Source organism: Paenibacillus sp. J5C2022 (genome assembly GCF_025567625.1).
GTDB lineage: Bacteria > Bacillota > Bacilli > Paenibacillales > Paenibacillaceae > Pristimantibacillus.
In genome coordinates, this window is the sequence record NZ_JAOQJC010000011.1 from 51,158 (window position 1) to 72,159 (window position 21,002).

At 54.7% G+C, this 21,002-nt stretch carries 16 protein-coding genes; 14 read left to right on the top strand and 2 right to left on the bottom strand.

All coding sequences use genetic code 11. From position 1 onward, the window contains the following. Nucleotides 1-340 precede the first annotated feature (340 nt). The 10 genes from M6D81_RS10885 to M6D81_RS10930 all read left to right on the top strand — a co-directional run bounded on the left by M6D81_RS10885 (nucleotide 341) and on the right by M6D81_RS10930 (nucleotide 14,816). On the top strand, nucleotides 341-1,702 hold the full coding sequence (locus tag M6D81_RS10885; protein WP_317259112.1) for a cytochrome ubiquinol oxidase subunit I: 1,362 nt from the start codon (nucleotides 341-343) through the stop codon (nucleotides 1,700-1,702). 30 nt (nucleotides 1,703-1,732) lie between these two features. Continuing rightward, the gene (cydB, locus tag M6D81_RS10890; RefSeq protein ID WP_262676908.1) at nucleotides 1,733-2,749 is read left to right on the top strand and encodes a cytochrome d ubiquinol oxidase subunit II; all 1,017 of its coding nucleotides are present in this window, start codon (nucleotides 1,733-1,735) and stop codon (nucleotides 2,747-2,749) included. Between the two features lie 12 nt (nucleotides 2,750-2,761). Beyond that, on the top strand, nucleotides 2,762-6,505 hold the full coding sequence (gene cydD, locus M6D81_RS10895) for a thiol reductant ABC exporter subunit CydD (RefSeq protein ID WP_262676909.1): 3,744 nt from the start codon (nucleotides 2,762-2,764) through the stop codon (nucleotides 6,503-6,505). A gap of 151 nt (nucleotides 6,506-6,656) precedes the next feature. Continuing rightward, nucleotides 6,657-7,214: a hypothetical protein gene (locus tag M6D81_RS10900; RefSeq protein ID WP_262676910.1), complete on the top strand. Its 558-nt coding sequence runs from the start codon at nucleotides 6,657-6,659 to the stop codon at nucleotides 7,212-7,214. A 118-nt stretch (nucleotides 7,215-7,332) separates the two neighbouring features. Further along, nucleotides 7,333-8,406, top strand: coding sequence for an FtsH protease activity modulator HflK (gene hflK, locus M6D81_RS10905; RefSeq protein WP_262676911.1), 1,074 nt, complete (start codon nucleotides 7,333-7,335; stop codon nucleotides 8,404-8,406). Beyond that, nucleotides 8,403-9,269 carry a protease modulator HflC gene (gene hflC / locus M6D81_RS10910; protein ID WP_262676912.1) on the top strand — a complete coding sequence of 289 codons (867 nt, stop codon included), beginning with the start codon at nucleotides 8,403-8,405 and terminating at the stop codon, nucleotides 9,267-9,269. Before hflK ends, hflC begins: the two co-directional genes overlap by 4 nt. A 125-nt stretch (nucleotides 9,270-9,394) precedes the next feature. Then, nucleotides 9,395-10,174: a YheC/YheD family protein gene (locus M6D81_RS10915; RefSeq protein WP_262676913.1), complete on the top strand. Its 780-nt coding sequence runs from the start codon at nucleotides 9,395-9,397 to the stop codon at nucleotides 10,172-10,174. Between the two features lie 268 nt (nucleotides 10,175-10,442). Next, on the top strand, nucleotides 10,443-12,983 hold the full coding sequence (locus M6D81_RS10920) for a beta-mannosidase (protein WP_262676914.1): 2,541 nt from the start codon (nucleotides 10,443-10,445) through the stop codon (nucleotides 12,981-12,983). Nucleotides 12,984-13,510: 527 nt separating this feature from the next. Further along, nucleotides 13,511-14,245, top strand: a complete 735-nt coding sequence (locus M6D81_RS10925; RefSeq protein WP_262676915.1) for an MBL fold metallo-hydrolase — start codon at nucleotides 13,511-13,513, stop codon at nucleotides 14,243-14,245. Beyond that, a complete protein-coding gene (locus M6D81_RS10930; RefSeq protein WP_262676916.1) occupies nucleotides 14,235-14,816 on the top strand; it encodes a TetR/AcrR family transcriptional regulator in 582 nt (193 codons plus the stop codon). Before M6D81_RS10925 ends, M6D81_RS10930 begins: the two co-directional genes overlap by 11 nt. Nucleotides 14,817-14,836: 20 nt before the next feature. Here the strand turns inward: M6D81_RS10930 and M6D81_RS10935 are convergent, their stop codons facing one another. Beyond that, complete coding sequence (locus tag M6D81_RS10935; RefSeq protein ID WP_262676917.1) at nucleotides 14,837-15,754, bottom strand: ROK family protein; 918 nt, start codon at nucleotides 15,752-15,754, stop codon at nucleotides 14,837-14,839. Nucleotides 15,755-16,011: 257 nt separating this feature from the next. On the opposite strand from M6D81_RS10935, the gene M6D81_RS10940 reads away from it, so the two are divergent. Next, complete coding sequence (locus M6D81_RS10940; protein WP_262676918.1) at nucleotides 16,012-17,292, top strand: MFS transporter; 1,281 nt, start codon at nucleotides 16,012-16,014, stop codon at nucleotides 17,290-17,292. 66 nt (nucleotides 17,293-17,358) lie between these two features. Here the strand turns inward: M6D81_RS10940 and M6D81_RS10945 are convergent, their stop codons facing one another. Next, nucleotides 17,359-17,586: a 3-dehydroquinate dehydratase gene (locus M6D81_RS10945; RefSeq protein WP_262676919.1), complete on the bottom strand. Its 228-nt coding sequence runs from the start codon at nucleotides 17,584-17,586 to the stop codon at nucleotides 17,359-17,361. Nucleotides 17,587-17,883: 297 nt separating this feature from the next. On the opposite strand from M6D81_RS10945, the gene M6D81_RS10950 reads away from it, so the two are divergent. From M6D81_RS10950 to M6D81_RS10960, 3 genes are all read left to right on the top strand, one after another. Beyond that, entirely contained in the window at nucleotides 17,884-18,651 is a 768-nt protein-coding gene (locus tag M6D81_RS10950) for a sugar phosphate isomerase/epimerase family protein (protein WP_262676920.1), read from the top strand. Between the two features lie 22 nt (nucleotides 18,652-18,673). After that, entirely contained in the window at nucleotides 18,674-19,699 is a 1,026-nt protein-coding gene (locus tag M6D81_RS10955) for a Gfo/Idh/MocA family protein (RefSeq protein WP_262676921.1), read from the top strand. Nucleotides 19,700-20,127: 428 nt separating this feature from the next. Next, nucleotides 20,128-20,958 carry a CAP domain-containing protein gene (locus tag M6D81_RS10960; RefSeq protein WP_262676922.1) on the top strand — a complete coding sequence of 277 codons (831 nt, stop codon included), beginning with the start codon at nucleotides 20,128-20,130 and terminating at the stop codon, nucleotides 20,956-20,958. Nucleotides 20,959-21,002 lie beyond the last annotated feature (44 nt).

Below are 21,002 nucleotides of genomic sequence, written 5' to 3' on the forward strand. Positions count from 1 at the left end.
ATAAGCTTCTTAATGAGAAAACCTCTATCGAGGCCTTTCGAAGATGAGCGAACTAAAGTTTGCAAAGCAAACTCGCTTCGGAAGGATGAGGTAGGCTTTATCGCCAAATAGAATTCTAATTCCCGCTAAGTCGGAAACTTAGAAATTCTATTGTGGTAAAGACGGCCGATCGGGCATAACTGTCCGATCGGCTTCTTCATTTTAGTAGTACAACTCGCCACATTTCTTGTCATATGCCATTCCTCACAATCCGCTCTATATAGTGAAAAAAATCACAGACACTGACGCTCCTAACCCTTAATATTGGGAAAGCAGATGAGATGTGAAAGGAGTGGGTAGTGTGGAAGCAGTGGATTTAGCCAGATGGCAGTTCGGAATAACGACAGTATATCACTTCCTGTTCGTGCCGTTGTCCATTGGTTTGGCTTATTTGATTGCGGTAATGCAGACCATGTATGTGGTGAAGAAGGACGATAAATATAAGGCGATGGCCCAATTCTGGGGGAAGATTTTCCTGCTCAACTTCGCGGTCGGCGTCGTGACGGGCATTATGCAGGAGTTCCAGTTCGGCATGAACTGGGCCGATTACTCGCGGTTCGTAGGTGCCGTATTCGGCGGCCCGCTTGCGGTAGAAGCGCTCGTATCGTTCTTCCTGGAGTCGACGTTTCTCGGCATATGGATATTCGGTTGGGATCGCCTGCCGAAGAAGGTGCATCTGGCCTGCATATGGCTCGTTGCGATCGCAGCGACGCTGTCCGCATTATGGATACTTAGCGCGAATTCCTTCATGCAGGAGCCTGTCGGCTATGAGATTGTGAACGGAAGAGCGGAGATGACCGACTTCTTCGCCCTGCTCGGCAACCCGCAGCTATGGGTGGAGTTCCCGCACGTTATATTCGGTGCTTTATCCACCGGCGCGCTGTTCGTGACGGGCATAAGTGCGTATCAGATTCTGCGCAAGCGCCGTACCGAGATGTTCAAGACGTCTTTCGCGATTGGCATTGTCGTAGCGCTGGCATCTAGCTTGCTGACGGCGTTCGCAGGCCATGATCAGGCACAGCATCTGATGAGCTCGCAGCCAATGAAGATGGCCGCTTCCGAGGCGTTATGGGAGACAAGCGGCGACAGCGCGCCATGGACGCTCGTTGCCACGATTGATCCGGAGAAGCAAGAGAACGGCTTCCAGATTGACATTCCTTATGCGCTAAGCATTCTGGCCTACAACAAGCTGGAGGGCAAGGTGCCGGGCATGCTGGACTTGCAGAAGGACTATGAGGAGAAGTACGGCCCTGGCGACTACATTCCTCCTGTCCGCACGACGTTCTGGAGCTTCCGCATTATGGTTGGTGCCGGCATGCTTATGATTCTGCTCAGCTTCATCGGCACAGTTGCCGTGCTGCGCAACAAGCTGGACAATTACCGCCGTTATTTGAAGTGGATGACGCCTGCAATCGCGCTTCCCTTCATTGCCAATACATCGGGCTGGATTATGACGGAGGTCGGCCGCCAGCCGTGGATCGTGTTCGGTCTGCAGAAGACGGAGGACGGCGTATCGCCGCTTGTGACACCTGGGATGGTCGCGACTTCCCTGATCGGGTTTACAGTTGTGTACGGCATATTGGCGGCGGTGTTTATTTATTTGGTCGTGCATACGGTGCGCAAGGATGGAAGCACGGAGCCGACGGCGGAGGCCGCACATTGAGTGCATGTTATAAGGAGGGAGGAATAATCGATGTTTGAGCTGGAGACGTTATGGTTCATTTTAATTACAGTATTGTTCGTTGGCTTCTTCTTCTTGGAAGGCTTCGACTTCGGCGTAGGCATGCTTACCCCGTTCCTGGGCAAGACGGATACGGAGCGCAGAGTGCTGATCAATACGATCGGCCCGTTCTGGGACGGCAATGAGGTGTGGCTGATTACGGCAGGAGGGGCGATGTTCGCGGCATTCCCGGAGTGGTATGCGACCTTGTTCAGCGGCTTCTATATGGCATTGTTCCTCATGCTGCTGGCGTTGATCGGACGGGGCGTCGCCTTCGAGTTCCGAAGCAAGCTGGAGAACAAGAGATGGCGGGCAATCTGGGACAAAATCATCTGCGTCGGCAGTCTGCTGCCTCCGCTGCTATGGGGCGTGGCGCTGGCGAATCTGATGAAGGGCGTACCGATCGATGCGAATAAAAACTATGTCGGAAGCTTCTGGGACCTGATATCCCTCTATTCCATCCTTGCCGGCGTCAGCATCGTGCTGCTGTTCCTGCTGCACGGCGCCTTGTTCCTCTCCCTGAAGACGGAAGGCGAGCTGCGTGAACGCGCGCGCAAGGTGGCGCTTCGCATCGGCAAGTGGACGAGCGCAACGCTGCTGCTGTTCGTCGTATTCAGCTACTTCGAGACGGACCTGTTCACGGCGAAAGGAATCAGCCCGGGCATGGTGCCGGTATTGGCGGGAATGGCTTTGCTGTCCGTTCACTTCTTTATTAAGGCAGGGCGCGACGGCTGGGCGTTCATTATGACTGGGGCGACGATTACGCTGTCTACGATTACCGTATTCATGTCGATGTACCCGAACGTGATGATCTCCTCGCTGAATGAAGCATGGAATCTGACGATTTACAACGCTTCCTCCAATGCCTACACATTGAAGGTGATGACGATTGTGGCGTTGACGACATTGCCGTTCGTACTCGCTTATCAGGCCTGGACATACTGGGTGTTCCGCAAGCGGGTGACGGCAAGCGACCATTTGGATTACTAAGGGGGATGCCCCATGATGAAGAAGCTGATTCGCCAGTCGAAAGGCACACGCAAGCTGTTCGCAGCCAGCATTCTGTTCGGGGTTATCGGCGGTGCGATTATGATAGCGGAAGCAGTCTACTTGTCGGAGACCGTGAATGACGCGTTCCTGAACGGCTTCGGACTGCACGCGGTCATGCCCGCCCTATATATGCTGCTGGCGCTTATCGCGGTCAGAGCTGTAGTTCACGGCATAGCGGAATATATGGCGGACCGCATGGCCGGCGGCATCAAGAGCGAGCTGCGTCTCCGGCTTGCTCGCAAGCTGACGGAGTTGGGACCGCAATATGGCAAGAGTGAACGAAGCGGCGAGTTGATCAGCACGGTGTACGAAGGCGTCGAGCAACTGGAGACGTATCTGGCCAAGTATGTGCCTCAGGTGGCGATGTCCATGCTTATACCAGCAGCCGTCTTCTGCGTCGCAGCGGGGCTGGATACGATAACGGCGATCGTCTATGCCATCACATTGCCACTGTTGATCGTCTTTATGATCTTGATCGGCATTGCCGCGCAAGCGAAGACGGATCGGCAATTCAAGCTGCTGGGAAGGCTGGGCGGGCACTTCTATGAAGTGCTGCGCGGACTGCCGACGTTGAAAATATTCAATCGAAGCAGAGAGCAGATCGACATTATTTCCCGTATTAGCGAGGAGCATCGCCGTTCAACAATGGGGACGCTTCGACTGGCGTTCCTGTCCGCATTCGTCATGGAGCTGTTCGCTACGCTAAGCACCGCGATGGTCGCCGTCTTCCTCGGCGTTCGTCTGGTGGACGGAGATATCGGCTTCCAGCATGCCTTCCTCGTGCTGCTGCTGACGCCGGAGTTCTACGCACCGGTCAGGGCGCTGGGCACGCAATTCCATGCGGGACGCAACGGGATGGCGGCGGCGAAACGGATATTTGCTATTCTGGATACAGAGCCGCAGGGGCTTGTGGAGAAGGAAGACGGATTGCGGCTGGACGATGGCGGGAGAGGTTATCGCATTCAATTCCAAAATGTGACGGTGACGTATCCCGGCATGGACCGCCCTGCGCTCTCGAACTTGTCCGTGACGATGGAGCCTGGCGAGCGGATCGCTCTGGTCGGTGCGACAGGCTCCGGCAAGAGCACGATACTGGATCTGCTGCAAGGCTTCATTAAGCCTTCCGAAGGACGCATCCTTATTAATGGAGTGGAGCTGTCGTCCTTGTCACTGCAGTGGTGGCGCGGAGAATTGGCGGTTGTGCCGCAGAAGGTGCATCTGTTCCGCGGGACGGTCATGGACAATATAGCGCTTGGCCATCCTGATGCGGGAGAGGAAGAGATTACAGCTGCTGCAAGGGCAGCTTGCGCGGATGACTTCATACAACAGTTGCCCGACGGCTACCATACTGTGCTGGAGGAAGCCGTTCAGCTGTCAGGCGGCCAAGCGCAGCGCATCGCAATGGCCAGAGCGCTGCTGCGCGACAGCCGGCTGATGCTGATGGATGAACCGACGTCGGGGCTCGATATCGCCAGCGAAGAGGCATTGAAGAGCAGCATGGAGCAAGTGATGAAAGGGCGCATGTCCATAACGGTGGCGCATCGTCTGGAGACAGTGCGCGATGCGGATCGGATCATCGTGCTGGCGGACGGCAAGCTGGAGGAAGCGGGTTCGCCTCGGGAGCTTCGGCAGTCGGGCGGCGTGTATGCCCGCATGCTGGCGGCTTATCGGCGGGAAGGAGAGCAGCTTGCCGATGAAGCTGTACAGCGCGGCGACTGGGACGCCCGTTACGATGGCGAACGCATGCAGAGCGCAGAGCAATTATCGGCGGGAGCGCACAATCGCGCTGAGCTGCCGACTTCCCGGCAAGGCGACAGAACGGAGGTGGCGGCGCAAGCGACAAGCGGAGCTAGCGCGAACGACGGTGGGAAGCGGGCTTCTTCAACGGCAGCTAGCACGCTGCTGCGCCTGCTGCAATTTCTCTGGCCGTACAAGTGGCGCACGTTGCTGGCGATTGTACTGGGCTTCGCCGTCATCGGCGCCAATGTCGGATTAATGGGCACGTCGGGTTATTTGATCGCGAAGGCGGCGCTGCAGCCTGAGACGATTCTGCTGCTATACATCCCCATTGTGGGCGTCCGGTTCTTCGGGCTGTCCCGGGGAGTGCTGCGCTATCTGGAGCGGCTTGTCTCCCATGATCTGACCTTCCGGGTACTGCACCGGATACGGGTATGGCTGTACGAACGGCTGGAGCCGCGTGGTGCGGTACTGCTGGAGCAGAGAAGAAGCGGGGATCTGCTCGGCTCCATCATCAGCGATGTGGATCAGTTGCAGAATCTCTATCTTCGCGTCATCGCTCCGCCGGTTGTAGCCGTGCTAACGGTAACGCTGGGCTTCATCGTGCTGGGCAGCCATCATATGCTGCTTGGCGCTGTGCTCGCCGGCATGCTGCTGCTCGCGGGAGCGCTTGTCCCGTGGCTTAGCCATCGCATTGGCCGCGAGAACGGAAGAGGGCTCGTTCAGTCTCGGGCCGAGATGTATACCGAGCTGTCGGATATGATGTCGGGCATGCCGGCGTTGTCTCTGTACGGCAGGAAGGAAGAGGCGCTGACCGGCGTAGAGCGGATACAGCAGCGTCTTGGCCAGCAGCAGCAGAAGCATAACCGTATCGCCGCGATTACGAGCGGATTGATGGTAGGAGCATCGCACTTCACGATGTGGCTGGTGCTGATGCTCGCTATACCGCTTGTCGCCTCCGGAGCTATCCCAGGATATGCGCTGCCCGCGCTCGTGATGATGTCGCTGGCTTGCTTCGAGGCGATTATGCCGTTGCCGCAATCGTTCCAGCATTACGGCCAGACGGTGTCGGCGGGAGAGCGGCTGTTCCGTATGGCGGAGGAGTGGGAGGGCGCAGCGGAATCGGACCGCGCAAGCGAAGGTACGGCGGAGAACGCCGAGCAGTGCGACAGAGAGCGTGAGCGTACCGAACGCATCGGACGCATGCCATGGCGATTGCATGCCGCGAATCTGTCTTACCGTTATAGCGAGAGTGCCCCCTACGCACTGCGGGATGTCAGTCTGACATTGGCGCAAGGCCGTCAAGTCGCCATCGTCGGGGAGAGCGGCTCGGGCAAGAGCACGCTGCTTCAGTTGCTCTTGAAGCTGCGTCCGCTGGATGAAGGGACTATGGTTATCGACGGCCGGCCGATCGGAGAGTGGACGGAGCAGTCGCTTCGCGCGCAATTCGCCGTCGTGTCGCAGCATGTGCAGTTGTTCAACATGTCGGTAGCCGACAATCTGAAGCTCGGCAAGCGGGAGGCGACGATAGAGGAGCTTCACGCTGCCGCACGGACGGCCAACATACACGATATGATCATGGCGCTTCCGAACGGCTACGATACGATGATCGGCGAGTGGGGAGAGAAGCTGTCAGGAGGCGAGCGACAGCGGATTGCGCTCGCACGCGCTCTGCTGATGGACGCTCCGGCGCTGCTGTTCGACGAGCCGGCTACAGGACTCGATTCGTTGACGGAGCGGGCGTTCCGGGAAGGCGTGCAGGAGCGGCTCAAGCATAAGGCGGTGCTCTGGATCACTCATCAGCTGACGGGAATGGAGAAGATGGACGAGATCATCGTGCTGGACAACGGTGCCGTCGCAGAGCGGGGCACCCATAGCGAGCTGCTGCAGCGGAAGGGTGCTTACTATCGGTTATGGAAGCTGCAGAAGGAGAGAGAGCTCAGTCGATTGAGCGCATAACAGGCAAGTATTGCGGCCCGGGAACTTGTTCCCGGGCCGCATTCGTTTATATGGGGGCAATATGCTCGACAGGTCGAAAAGATGCATACACTGTTGTCGATTTACGGTATAATGTGATGGAAATAATCATGATGCAGGCGGAGGGATGGATGTGAAAAAGTTTACGGCGGGACTTCTGGCAGGGATCGGAATATGCGCAGCTACTACTGCGATGGCTGCAGCAGTGAATGAGTATATACTTACGAAAGCTTCATACCCCATTTATGTAGACGGTTCCAAATATGCAGAAGATAAATGGCCCGTATTGAATTACGAGGGCAACACATATGTGCCGCTCGCAAAGTTCGGCGATCTTACGGGACTGGATTACGCATGGAACGAAGAGCTGCACCGGGTGGAAATATTCACCGAGCCGCCGCAGTTCTACAACGACTATAACGGCGTTGTGCCCAACTTCGCCCATGTGGCGAATATTGATCATGGCAAGCGGGTGAGCATGTCGGACCGCAAGTCGGTCTATTATGTGTACGATGCGACGGACGCGACAGATGCTGCGATCGAGCAATACATAGAGGTGCTGAAGAAGCAAGGGTACTCATACAATAAAGAGAAGTCGGACGAGGATATCGACTATTATTCCAAGGGCGGCATTTCGGTGGGACTGACGATGCTCGGCTACGATTTTAACGTTGTGATCACGTCGGAGTAATGCAGCATGGGGCAAAGCTTAAATGAAGATGAAAAAAGTGTGACCAAACGATGACTGCTTCGTATTAGTCATTTGTGAGCAAGGCGATATACGAGGGGAGAGAGTGGGATTGAACTTCATGAATCAAGACCAACCGGGCGGAGAGCAGCAGAACAATAAGCCGCCGGAGTTGAAGCCGGGAACGGTGAGAAAATTGGTGATCGGAGTAGCCGCCGTTATTCTGCTTATTTATATCGGTACTTCATCGTTCTATACGGTGCAGGAGCAGGAGCGCGCGGCGATACTGACATTCGGCAAGTATACGCAAGAGACGAGCGCGGGACTGCACTTCAAATGGCCTTATCCGATCCAGGATGTGAGAATCGTTCCTGCGGAACTGACGCAGAAAATTACGATCGGCTACCGTCAGAACGGCAATCAGATGATGCCCGTCGAAGACGAAGCGATGATGATTACCGGGGATGAGAACATCGTCTCGGCGGATGCGGTCGTCACCTGGAAGATTGAGAATATCCGCAATTATCTGCACAATATTCATAATCCGGAGCAATTCCTGCGCAATTCAGCCAGTGCATCCATCCGTTCCGTCATCGGCTCCCAGAAGCTGGACTATGCGATTACGGACGGCAAGACGGCCATTCAGGACGAGGTGCGCAAGCGCCTGATCGATCTTCAGAAGAAGTATGAGACAGGCATACTGATTATCGACTTGAAGTTCCAAGATATCGAGCCGCCTAGCGGCGAAGTGGAAGAAGCTTTCCGGGCAGTTACGAATGCCCGCGAGGAGAAGAATACGAAGATCAACAACGCGAAGAAGTATGAGAATGACCGCATTCCGAAGGCGAGAGGCGAGGCGCAGGCGCTTATCGAGCAAGCGGAGGCGGAGAAGAAGTCCCGTATTCTGAACGCCGAGGGCGACGTGGCGAAGTTCAATGCGATCTATAGTGAATATGCGAAAAGTCCGGGCGTTACGCAAGACCGCCTCGTCCTGGAGACGCTGGAGAAGATTATGCCGAACGCCCAAATCTTCATCACGAACTCCGGAAGCGATACAGTCAATTACTTGCCGCTTAACGAGCTGCTGAACAAGCGCTCTGGCAGCGATGCCGCAACTTCGCCGCAGGCTCCTCCGCAGCAGCCGCCGGCGGATGTCAACGCCCAGCAAGAAAAGCAAGGAGATGACGCACGATGAAGACGAAACATTGGCTAGCCATTGCGGCAGTAGTACTGCTTATCATAGTGGGCTCCGGCTCGCTGTTTATCGTGAAAGAAGGCGAATACAAGGTCGTGCTTCGCTTCGGCGAAGCGGTTCGGACGGTGAAGGAGCCGGGCTTGAACTTCAAAGTGCCGTTCATTGAGAATATATCTACGCTTCCGAAGTATCAGATGGCGTATGAGAACAGTCCGACACAGATTCTGACCAAAGATAAGAAGCCTATTATTGTAGACAACTATACGATCTGGCGGATCAAATCACCCGAGAAGTTCATTCGTACCGTTCATAACGTCAGCGGCGGCATGGCGCGGATCGACGAAGCGGTATATAACTCGGTAAGACGCAAGCTGTCCGAGGTGAACTACGATAACATTATTAGCGAGAATACGGCTCGCGGCAACATTAACGATGAAATTACGGATGATGTCAAAGTTGCTCTGCAACGCGACGATTATGGCATTGAAATTGTGGATGTGCGCATTAAACGTACAGATCTGCCGGACAGCAACAAGCAGAGCGTATACAACCGGATGATCTCCGATCGCCAGTCGATGGCGGCCCGTTATCTGTCCGAGGGGGATGAGGAATCCCGCAAGATCACTTCCAAGGCAGACCGTACGGCGAAGGAATTGATGGCACAGGCGGAAGCGGACGCGAAGAAGATTATTGCGGAAGGCGAGCAGCAAGCCGCGAAAATTTACAATGACGCTTACGGCAAGGACTCCCAGTTCTACAATCTGTACCGCACGCTGGAGAGTTATATCGTGACGCTCAACAACGAGCCTGTCATTATGCTGCCGATCGAATCGCCTTATGCGAAAATTTTGATGGGCCAATAGCACCGTTAAGCTGGCGAGAAGAAGCTCTTGCAATCTATAAAACTCGCAAAATATGCTCTTAACTATAGTTAATCGTACAAGTGGGACAGGATTCCCTCACATACAGTATGTTGAGGTGAATCCTAGTGTCCAAGAAAAACTATGCCAGCCGTACGATTAGAGGCAAGCTTAAAGTATGCCGCTACTTGCAGGCTGACGGCACGCTCAGGCAGTACGTTCCGAAGACCGTCTCTTTCAATAGAGTCAATCTGGAATCGATGGCTGCAAGTCACTCCACTCTATATGTGAAGCCGGATGTAGGATCGCTTGGCATGGGGATATTCAAGCTGAAGCGGCATGATTCGGGATATACGCTGAAGGAAATAGCGGGCAAGCGGCAACAGAGCCGCACGTATAGCTCTGCTGGAGGCGCGTACAGCCGCATCGCCGCGATGAAGTCGGGACCGATGATTATCCAGCAGGGAATCAAGCTGGCCAAGGTGAACAACCGTCCCTACGACATACGGGTTATGGTGCAGCGCAAGCCTGGCAAGTCGTGGACGGTCACCGGCCATATGGTGAAGGTAGGCGCTGTCGGGAAAATTGTAACGAACTACTTCCAGGGAGGCGCAATCTATACGATCGGCAAGCTTCACCGACAGCTTGGCCTGCCGGAAGAAGAAGGTGCGCAGCGTACGGCAAGGCTTTCGTCTATCGCGCTGCAGATGGCCAAATTGCTGAGCAGGAAGCGGAGCGGCATGTATGAGATGGGCATCGATTTTGCAATTGACAACAGCGGTCGCATCTGGGTGCTGGAGGTCAACTCCAATCATCCGCAATTTCATCCGCTTAAGACGCTGGACCGCAGCGCCTACAATAAAATGAAAGAGTATGCACGTTCATACGGCAGATCTGCGGCGAAGTGAAGCCGCATGCCGTTAGCTGTCCCGGAAGTAGCTATGCTGCTATCGAGGCAGCTTTTTTTGTTTTACTTAAGTCCATTCACGACGGATAATAAAGCCCCGATCAAGTGATGTACATTTGCAAATGTGATCATTTTTTTATTAACCAATACCTAACAAAACAATAACAAAACTAACAAATTTAAATAACAAAAAAGTACGGAACATGATACAATAAGGCGAGAAAGGGATGAAGCACAAGCTTTAATTGAGAAGTGGGAGGATGGAGAAGATGATTGTGAAAGCGCTGCATGAGGGATGGCAATTCAGATCCGGGGACGGGGAAGACTGGCTGCCGGCACAGGTTCCGGGCTGCGTACATATGGACTTGCTGCGGAACGGGAGCATTGCTGATCCGTTCTATGGCACCAATGAACGGGAGATGCAATGGGTAGACAAACGGGATTGGGAATATGCCACCGTATTCGAAACGGATGAAGAGATATGGGAAGCTTCAAGAGCCGAGCTTGTGTTCGACGGATTGGACACGTATGCGGACGTATATTTGAACGATCGGCCTATCTTGTTCGCCGATAATATGTTCCGCGGCTGGCGGGTGGACGTGAAGCCGCATCTGAAGAAGGGCGCCAATACGCTGGTTGTGAAGTTTCGTTCGCCAATCGCCGAGGATCTGCCCAAGCTGGAGCAGCTTGGTTATTCGCTTCCGGCCGGCAACGACCAATCGGAAGTAGGGGGGCTTGGCGACAAGCGGGTAAGCGTATTTGCCCGGAAAGCGCCTTATCATTACGGCTGGGATTGGGGGCCGCGCTTCGTCACCAGCGGCATATGGCGGGAAGTGAGACTGGAAGCGTGGGATCATTACCGGATTAACGATCTCTATATCCGTCAGGATGCAGTGAACGCGGCCGAAGCGAGGTTATGCGGGGTCGTGGAGATTGAATCAGAGGCTTCCTTCAAGGGTAAGCTGAGGCTTGCCACGGACGGTCTCTGCTGGGAGAGAGACGTGGAGCTCGCTGCCGGCTTGAATGTTCTGGAGCTGCAAGCCGTCATTGCCGAGCCGAGATTATGGTGGTGCAGAGGACTTGGCGATCCTCATCTGTACCGGTTCGAGGCGTCATTCGAAGCGGAAGGTGTGAAGGCGACCTCGCTTGCGGCGACTGTCGGGTTGCGTTCGGCGAAGCTGATAAGGGAGAAGGACGCGCATGGGACAACGTTCTATATGGAACTGAACGGCATTCCCGTATTCGCGAAGGGGGCCAATCATATCCCGAACGACAGCTTCGTTACAGAGGTAACCCGTGAGCGGTACCGCCATGAAATTGAAAGTGCTGCAAGAGCCAATATGAACATGCTGCGCGTGTGGGGCGGCGGCATCTATGAAGCTGAGGATTTCTATGAGCTATGCGATCAGTACGGCATAATGGTATGGCAGGATTTCATGTTCGCCTGCAGCATGTACCCGGGCGGAGATGATTTCTTCGACAGCATCCGTGAGGAAGCGGCATACAACGTCAGACGGCTGCGCAACTATGCCAGCGTCGTGCTGTGGTGCGGCAACAATGAGATCGATACGGCTTGGGCGCAATACAACGAGACAGCAGGATGGGGCTGGAAGAAGCAGTATACGGCCGAGCAGAGGGAGCAGCTGTGGCGGGATTACGAGGAGATATTCCATCGCTTGTTGCCGGATGCGGTCTCCAGTCATTCACATGGCATCGACTATTGGCCGTCTTCGCCGATGCAGGCGCTTACGGGAGACGCCTCCCAGCACGCTACCGACCAATCCGCCAGCGGAGATATTCATTATTGGGGCGTATGGCATGGAGAGGAGCCGTTCGAGAATTACAATGTGAAGGTCGGCCGCTTCATGAGCGAATACGGCTTCCAGTCTTTCCCGGAATACAAGACGGTTAGGACATATGCGGAAGAGGACGATATGGCGCTGGAGTCGGAGGTCATGATGGCGCATCAACGCAATCCTGCGGGCAATAGGCTCATTAAGAAGTATATGGACCGCTACATGAAGCAGCCGAAGGACTTCCCCGCCTTCCTGTACTTGAGCCAGATGCTGCAGGCGGAAGCGATGAAGATGGCGTTCGAAGCGCACCGCCGCCGCAGAGGTTACTGCATGGGGACGCTGTATTGGCAAATGAACGATTGCTGGCCGGTTGCTTCCTGGGCGGGAATCGATTATTATGGCCGCTGGAAAGCGACGCATTATTTTGCCGCACAATCCTTCAAGGACAGGATGGTGTCAATCGACGGAACGGATGAGGCGGAGCTGCGGCTGCATGTGCTGAACGATGCGGCGGAGCCGCTTCACGGCCGTCTGGAAGCGGCCGTCTACAGCTTCGACGGCGAGCTGTTGGGAAGGCATGAGCTGGAGGTTGCCGTGCCCGCGGGAAGTGCAGAGAAGCTGGCAGCCTGGTCCGCGAAGGAGTTCGCAGGCGAGAGAGCGCAATCAGCCGTATTGGTGGCTACGCTGTTCGTAGAGGGAGAAGCTATCGACGTTAAGATGCATGACTTCGCTTCGGCTCAGGAAATGACGTTAAGAGATCCGCGTATTAAAGCAACTGTGGAGGAGAGCAGCAATGGCTCCCGGATTACGCTGCAGAGCGCATCGCTGGCTAAGGGCGTATGTCTGTCCGCGGAGAAGGAAGGCATCTTCACGGACAACTACTTTGATTTGCTTCCCGGCAGGCCGGTAACCGTGCAGTTTCTGGAGCGGAGCGACGGCGAAGCGGCATTCGCGACGGCTGATCCGGGCAAGCTTGATGTAACTTCCATGTATGACTATATCATCATGAAGTAAGCTGTGAATGAGACAATTGCCGGGCGGCAATCTCTGCTTGCCCCCGGCTTTTCGGAGTCTGAGTGTTACGGAGGTTGGAGCGTATGTGGCATACACTGTGAGCGCCTGTCCGCGGCTTTTCGGGGTCTGAGCGTATGTGGCATACACTGTGAGCGCCTGTCCGCGGCTTTTCGGGGTTAGAGCGTATGTGGCATACACTATGGCCGTCCGTCTGCGGCATTTCGGGGTTAGAGCGTATGTGGCATACACTACGAGCGCCTGTCCGCGGCTTTTCGGGGTCTGAGCGTATGTGGCATACACTACGAGCGCCCGTCCGCGGCATTTCGGGGTTAGAGCGTATGTGGCATACACTATGTCCGCCTGTCCGCGGCTTTTCGGGGTTAGAGCGTATGTGGCATACACTATGTCCGCCCGTCCGCGGCTTTTCGGGGTTAGAGCGTATGTGGCATACACTATGGGCTTTACAAAACTAATACCATTAGTTTATACTAAAACTAACAATATTAGTTTTGAGGAGCGAATGAAAAATGAGAGCCATCCATACCCTGTCTGTTGTTCAGTTGACGTATATGCCACGGCTATTCCCTGTCAATTGCTACTTGGTCGAAGAGGAGGACAGCGTGACATTGATCGATGCGGCGCTGCCGAATAACGTGGGGGCGATTCTTCAAGCGGCGGAGTCCATCGGCAAGCCCATCGGCCACATCGTGCTAACGCACGCTCATAGCGATCATGTCGGCGCGCTGGACGGCTTGAAGCAGAGGCTGCCGCATGTCCCCGTGCTAATCTCCCGTCGCGACGCGAGGCTGCTGGCCGGAGACAAGACACTCGCACATGATGAGCCTGACAAGCCGATCCGCGGAGCCGTACCATCGACCATTACGACGAAGCCGGACAGTCTGCTGGAGGATGGCGACCTCGTCGGTTCGCTGCGCGCGATAGCCACTCCGGGGCATACGCCGGGGTCGATGTCTTTCCTCGACGAGCGGAACGGAATTGTCATTGCAGGCGACGCCTTCCAGACCAGGGGCGGCATCGCCGTATCCGGCCAGATGAGATGGACGTTCCCGTTCCCGGCGATGGCGACCTGGAGCCCGGAGTTGGCTCTGCAGAGTGCGAAGAAGCTGGCAGCGCTGTCGCCATCCGTGCTTGCCGTCGGTCACGGCAATATGCTGGAGCAGCCGCTGGCGGAGATGGAGCGGGCGATTGCAAGGGCGGAGCGAACACTGGATAGCGGGAGGAGGGAGCATAATGTCACCTAGAGCAGGTCTTGATCTGGACAAAATCATTGCTGCGGCAGCCGAAATGGCCGATGCGGACGGTGTGGAAGGTGTCACGCTGGCGGCGCTTGCAGCCCGTCTTGGCGTACGTTCCCCATCGCTCTACAACCATGTGAACGGCTTGCCGCAGCTTAGAGAACAGCTTGTCCTCCATGGACTGAGGAAGCTTAACGATGCCGTGAAGGGGGTCTTGCGGGAAGGGGAGGGCGATGAAGCAATCTATCGGCTTGGCGACGTCTATATCGACTTCGCGAGACGTCATCCCGGGCTTTACGAGCTGACGTTGAAGGCTCCTGCGGGAGAGAATAGCGAGCATGCGAGGCTGGGGGAGGAACTGGTGCAGCGGCTGCTGCGCAGCCTGGAGCATTTCCGGCTAGGTGGAGAAGATGCGCTTCACGCACTGAGAGGATTAAGGAGCCTGCTGCACGGCTTTGCATCGATTGAAAGACAAGGCGGATTCGGTCTGAAGCTTGAAGTGAATGAGAGCTTGCGTTATGCGCTGGGCAAGTATTTGGCAGGCTTGCGCCAGAACGGAGAAGGCGGCAGACCCTGAACAGGGCTGCCGCCTTCCGATTAATAAGGCTGTTGAATTAACGCTGCGGCTCCGATGAGGCCCGCATTCTGCTGCAGCTGCGCCGGGACGATAGCCGTCTCCCGTCCGGAAGGATTCAGCGCATGCTTCGCCACGTACGCTCGTACGGCGGAGAATAACGGCTCACCGACTTGCGATACGCCGCCGCCGATTACGATCTTCGCGGGGTCAAGCAAGTTGATCAAGGAGACGCAACCCATGCCGATGTATGTGTATACGCGCTCCGTCAGCTCCGTCATAGCAGGATCGCCTGCCGCAGCCTGATCGAATACTTCCTTGGTGGACACTTGCCGTCCGAGCATCTCTGATGCCGCTCTGGCGATCGCTGTGCCGGAAGCGATCTGCTCCCAGTAGCCGGAAGGCTCGCCATGGACGACATCGCCTTGCGGATGAACGAACATGAAGCCCGCATCCCCTGTATTGCCCGTGTTGCCAGTGATGAGCTTGCCGTGCAGATAAATGCCGGCGCCGATGCCGGTACTGATCGTAATGAAGACGAAGTGCTCGCTGTCTTGCGCAGCCCCGACCCACTTCTCAGCCAATGTGGCAGCTGTGGCGTCATTTTCCATCTTCACCGGCAGCGACAGCAGCTCCTGCAGCTCCGCTACAACGGGGAATCCCCACCAGCTCTTCAGATTGGGAGGGCATGTTAGAATGCCTTCCTTCGTATTCAATGGTCCGGGCGCTCCGACCCCGACGCCTTCGAGCGACGAGTGCGGGATTCCCAGCTCTTCCGCCAGGCGGCGCACCTCGCTTGCGGTCCTCCCCAGCATCTCCTTCGGCGTGAGCGACAAATCTGTTTTTAATGTGCTTTGCGCAAGCACAGTTCCTTGTTCATCGACCAATCCGATTGCTATTTTGGTACCGCCTATATCTATTCCTGCAGCAATACGACTCAAGCTGAACTCCTCCTGATGTTGAAATAATGGTTCGTTATATCCGTCATGACAAGTCTATCACATTCGTGTGCCGCATACCACGATAATCCATGCTGATAGCGGACGGTTCTCGGCGGAAATGATCTAATTTTGATCATATACAGAAGGTTGCGGCATGTAGTAATATCCTATCGAATGAGCAGCGAGAGAGGATCCTTTGCACATGCAGAGGGTCCTCTCTCGTCCATTCCGACATCACGATAAAGAGGGTATGAAGGATGCCGCGCGCAAATAGACCGGGATCGCAGATGGTGCGATACGGTATGCCGATGACAGCAAGAGTGCTCAGGAATGCCCGGATCGATCTTGGAGCTTCATGCTTGTTCGGCTTATTCAACGTCGTTATGAATCAGTTCTATATCGCATTCGCGATTCAGCAGGGGGCCAGCAATCTGCAGGTAGGCTTGCTGGCTGCGGCGCCGGCAGTAGGCTTAATCTTCTCGCCGTTCTGGGCGAATCTGATGGAGAAGGCAGGCAAGCCGAAAGCCTACTTCATTATTCCCAATGCGGTCGGCAGGCTGCTCATTCTTCTTCCCGCAATGTTCGGAGCTCCGGCGGTATATGTCGCGGCGGCCATCGCTTATCAATTGCTGATGGGCATTCAAGCACCGGCATATGCGGCTCTCGTCTCCAAAATGTATCCTGCGGATATCCGCGGCCGATTAATGGGCTATGTGCGGGGAGCGATGGGACTGCTGATGATCCCGCTTGCTTATGTCGTCGGCAGCTGGTCCGACGCATTCGGGCCGTCAGGGCCGCTTATTGCCGCTTCCATAGCGGGATTTCTGTCGATTAGCTGGTTCAATACGATCAAGCTGTCCAAGAAGAAGGAGAATCGTCCGGCATCTGAGCAGGACGATCACAAAGTAAGAAAGCGCCGCGGCAGATTCGCGTTCCAGGAGCAATGGGACCTGATTCGTACGAATCGGACGCTTGCCGTCTTTCTAATCGCTACAACGTTCGCCGGATTCGGCAATATGCTGGCCTATCCGCTGTATCAGATTATCCAGGTCGAAGTGCTGGAGCTGTCCAACGTGCAGATCGGTTATGGCCGGGTCGCCTATTTCATAGCGCTGCTCGTCACCTTCTGGGTAGCGGGGCTTATGCTGGATCGCTTTCCGATCAAATATACATTGCTTGTAGGCATCGGCGCTTATGCAGTCGTTCCAATGTTGTATGGACTATGGGGCACTTATCCGGCCGTCATCGCAGGCAACGCTGTACAAGGTATTGGAGAGGCGATCTGGGATATCGGCATATTGGCCTTCGTGTTCCGTCTTGTGCCGGGGCGTGAAGCGATGGTGTTCGGCATACATCTGATGATATTCGGCATTCGGGGCACACTTGGCCCGATTATCGGAACGGCGCTGACCGGCAGCGTTTCTTTGAGCGCATTGCTCATATTCGCATCAATATGCGGTTGGCTGGGTACGCTTGTCTTTCTGCTTGGCAATAAGGAAGGCAAGCTTCCAAGACGGGCCATCGTTACCAAATCATGAAGAAGAGGGTCATTCTCCAGGGGAGCCGCAATGCGGCGGAGAATGACCCTCTTTTTCAAAGTAAACTCAGTATAAGGAAATCGTTAGCGAGTCCCGTTCGTATAAGGAATGGAGTGTTGCTTCGCTGCCGATAATTTCAACGCTTATTAGCGTCGAGAGACATTTTTTTAATGCGTTTTTGCCAGTTGTAAGCTTTCTGTTAAGTACGGAAGAGAGCTTGTCCAGCGCCGTCTTGTTTGTATCTGTCAGATAGACGGGTATGCTTTTTTCTTGGAAGATCAGTACGGTTTTCATCTCTTTATTCCTCCATCCTGTTATGGATTTATTCGAGTATAGCGGACAAATCTTAAATCATTATTAAAAAAAGATGATTATAAGGTTACAATTTTGTACGATTGGTGATGTATACGTGACAGCCGATGAAAGGTTGCAGAAAAATGAAAGAAAATCGGAATGGAAAAAAAGAGCCGGAAGACAAAATCGCATATAAATAAGCTAATAACCCAACTTTTTTTGAGCGATGCATTCGCTATACTGAAAGTGGTAATGGAAAAGCTACCGACACTATGATAAACGGGGAGTGCAGCGCATATGGATCGAATGGGAATTGGCTTGCAGCTGTATACGTTACGCGAAGATACAGCTGCGGATTTTGAAGGCACACTGCGAAAAGTTGCGGCTATGGGATACGAGGGCGTAGAATTCGCCGGATATGGCGACATCGAAGCCGGGCGGATGCGCGACTTGCTGCAAGAGCTGAATATGAAGGCGATCGGCAGCCATATCAGCTTGCAGTTGCTGGAGGACAACTTGGAGGACGAGATCAGCTATTTGAAAACGATCGGCGCCAAGTATGCCATCTGTCCGTGGATGCCGGTCGAAGCCCGCGATGCCGAAGCATGGCAAGCCAATATCGAGAAGTTTTTAGCCATCGGCAAGCGTTTGAATGAAGAAGGCATTGTGTTCGCCTACCATAATCACGATTTCGAATTTCAAGTGGAGCTGGACGGCCAGTCTGTGTTCGATGCGCTCTACGCACGCATTGCGCCGCAGTATCTGCAAGTGGAGATGGATATCGGCTGGGTGCAGTACGCCGGGAGGGACCCGCTGCAATATATTGCGAAGTATGCCGGCAGATTGCCGCTCCTTCATCTGAAGGACTTCCGCAAAGGCGATTCCGACAACGCTATCGATACGGTAGAATTGGGACAAGGCGACCTTCAGCTGCTTCCGATCATTGAAGCGGCGTCCAAGGCGTCGGTGGAATGGCTGATCGTCGAGCAGGACCGGTGCGCGAACCCGCCGCTGGAGTCTGTAGCCGAAAGCATCACATGGCTGAAAGAACATTATTTGAAATAGAAGCGAAGGAGCAATTGAATAAATGTCTAAATTAAGAGTAGCGGTTATCGGATGCGGTTCTATCTCCAAGCATCGTCATATCCCGGAATATGCGGCAAATGTCAATGTCGAACTGGTTGCTTTCGTGGACCCGGTTATCGAACGTGCGCAAGCCTTCGCCGAGCAGCATGGCGGCAGAGCTTACGCCGATTACGAGACGATGCTGGCGGAAGTGAAGCCTGACGCGGTCAGCGTATGTACGCCGAATGCGGTTCATGCGCCGGCAAGCATAGCGGCTGCCAAGGCGGGCGCTCATGTGCTGGTAGAGAAGCCGATGGCGGTAACGGACGAGGAAGCGGAAGCGATGATTATCGAGGCGAAGGAGAACGGCGTTCATCTGATGGTCGGTCACAATCAGCGATTCATGCCTCCGCATGTGAAGGCGAAGCAAATCCTGAAATCCGGCGTGTTGGGCCGAGTGCTGACATTCCGTACATCCTTCGGTCATCCTGGACCGGACGGGTGGAGCGTCGACGGAGCGGACAGCTGGTTCTTCCGCAAGGATGAAGCGATCATGGGCGCAATGGGGGATCTGGGCGTGCACAAGTCCGATCTGATCCGCTGGATGCTGGACGACGAAGTGGCGGAGATCGGCGCATTCGTAGGAACTCTCCATAAGCAAGGCACCGATGTGGACGACAACGCATCTTGCATTCTGCGCATGAAGAGCGGCGCGATCGGCACGCTTGTTGCCAGCTGGACCTATTACAAGGGCGAGGACAACAGCACGATTCTGTGGTGCGAGAACGGCGTGATGAAGATTGGCACGCATCCGGACGATCAAGTTATCGTTGAGCTGCGCAACGGCACAGTGGAGAGACATAAAGTAGGCGCAATCTCCACGAATGAGAAGCAACTGTCCAGCGAAGTAATCGACGCATTTGTCGACGGCATCCTGAGCGGAGGCGAGCCGGCGGTGTCGGGAGAAGAAGGACGCGCTTCCCTCAAGGTTATCCTGTGCGCATTCGAATCCCAGGCTAGTGGAAAATTCATCACAGTTAACGACTAATTTGCCTATTGTACATGCCCTCAGAGGAAGCTCTGAGGGCTTTTTGCCGTGCGGTTAATAGTCCGGAGCGCAGAAGGTGCGTGTGGGAGAGGCGGTAAGGTACGGTGCATCGTCAGAAGATCGGAAAGCAACTGTTTTGGGTGTTGCAAGTCATGTAGCCACGGTTGGAGATTGGAAAATGTGCGAAAGACGGGCTGCAGGCCATGTAGCCTCGGTTGGAGTTAGGAAGTGGGTGAATTGCGGGCTGCAGACATAAATAAAGCGCTTATATTCGCATGAGTAGATTCTAATAAAGCAGTATTGGCGCGTAATTGAGCTCCTTTTTGGACGAAGTGGAAATTATTGTGTCATGAATCCGCTATACCCCCATGCTACTATTAGTGCGTCGGCGCAAGCCTGCAAAATTATTCATTGGGAGGATACTCGTAATGACAAGAAAGTCGAAGTCTATTCGTGTCGGCGTAGCAAGTGTTGTAGCAGCAACGATGATCGGTAGCGGAGCACTCGTTCCCAAAGCTGAAGCATCCGTTCTGAATCCGAATTTCCAGCTTCAAACGCAATACATCAATTATGAATTTATAAATCACTTGGCTGAGAAATGCGGAATCGACCTCAGTAACCTGAACTTCGAATGGAACGGAATCGTCATCACTTGGCCGGGTGGTGCGGCAAAGCCGGTGCCGACGCCAGAACCGACACCGGAACCGACGCCAGAGCCAACACCGGAACCGACACCGGTACCGACGCCAGAGCCAACACCGGAACCGACACCGGTACCGACGCCAGAGCCAACACCGGAACCGACACCGGTACCGACGCCAGAGCCTACACCGGTACCAACACCAGTACCGACGCCGGAGCCGACTCCAACGCCTGGAACGGGTACAGAGATGGGGACATTCCAATCGCAAGTGGTGGATCTGGTTAATAAAGAGCGTGCCAATCAAGGATTGAAGCCACTGGCTACGGATTCGCTGCTGACCACAGTCGCAACGGAGAAAGCGAGAGATATGGACGTGAACAATTACTTCAGCCATACTTCTCCAACTTACGGCTCGCCATTCGACATGATGCGCTCGTACGGTGTGCAATACAGATACGCAGGCGAAAACATTGCATCCGGCCAACGCTCGCCTGAGCAAGTGATGAGAGACTGGATGAACAGCCCCGGCCATCGCGCTAACATCCTGAACGGCAACTTCACGAAGATTGGCGTAGGTTATGTGAACGGCGAGTGGGTACAGATGTTTATTGGATAATCAGCAAGAGCAATTAAAATATTTGTGCACAGGGCGCTAGCCGC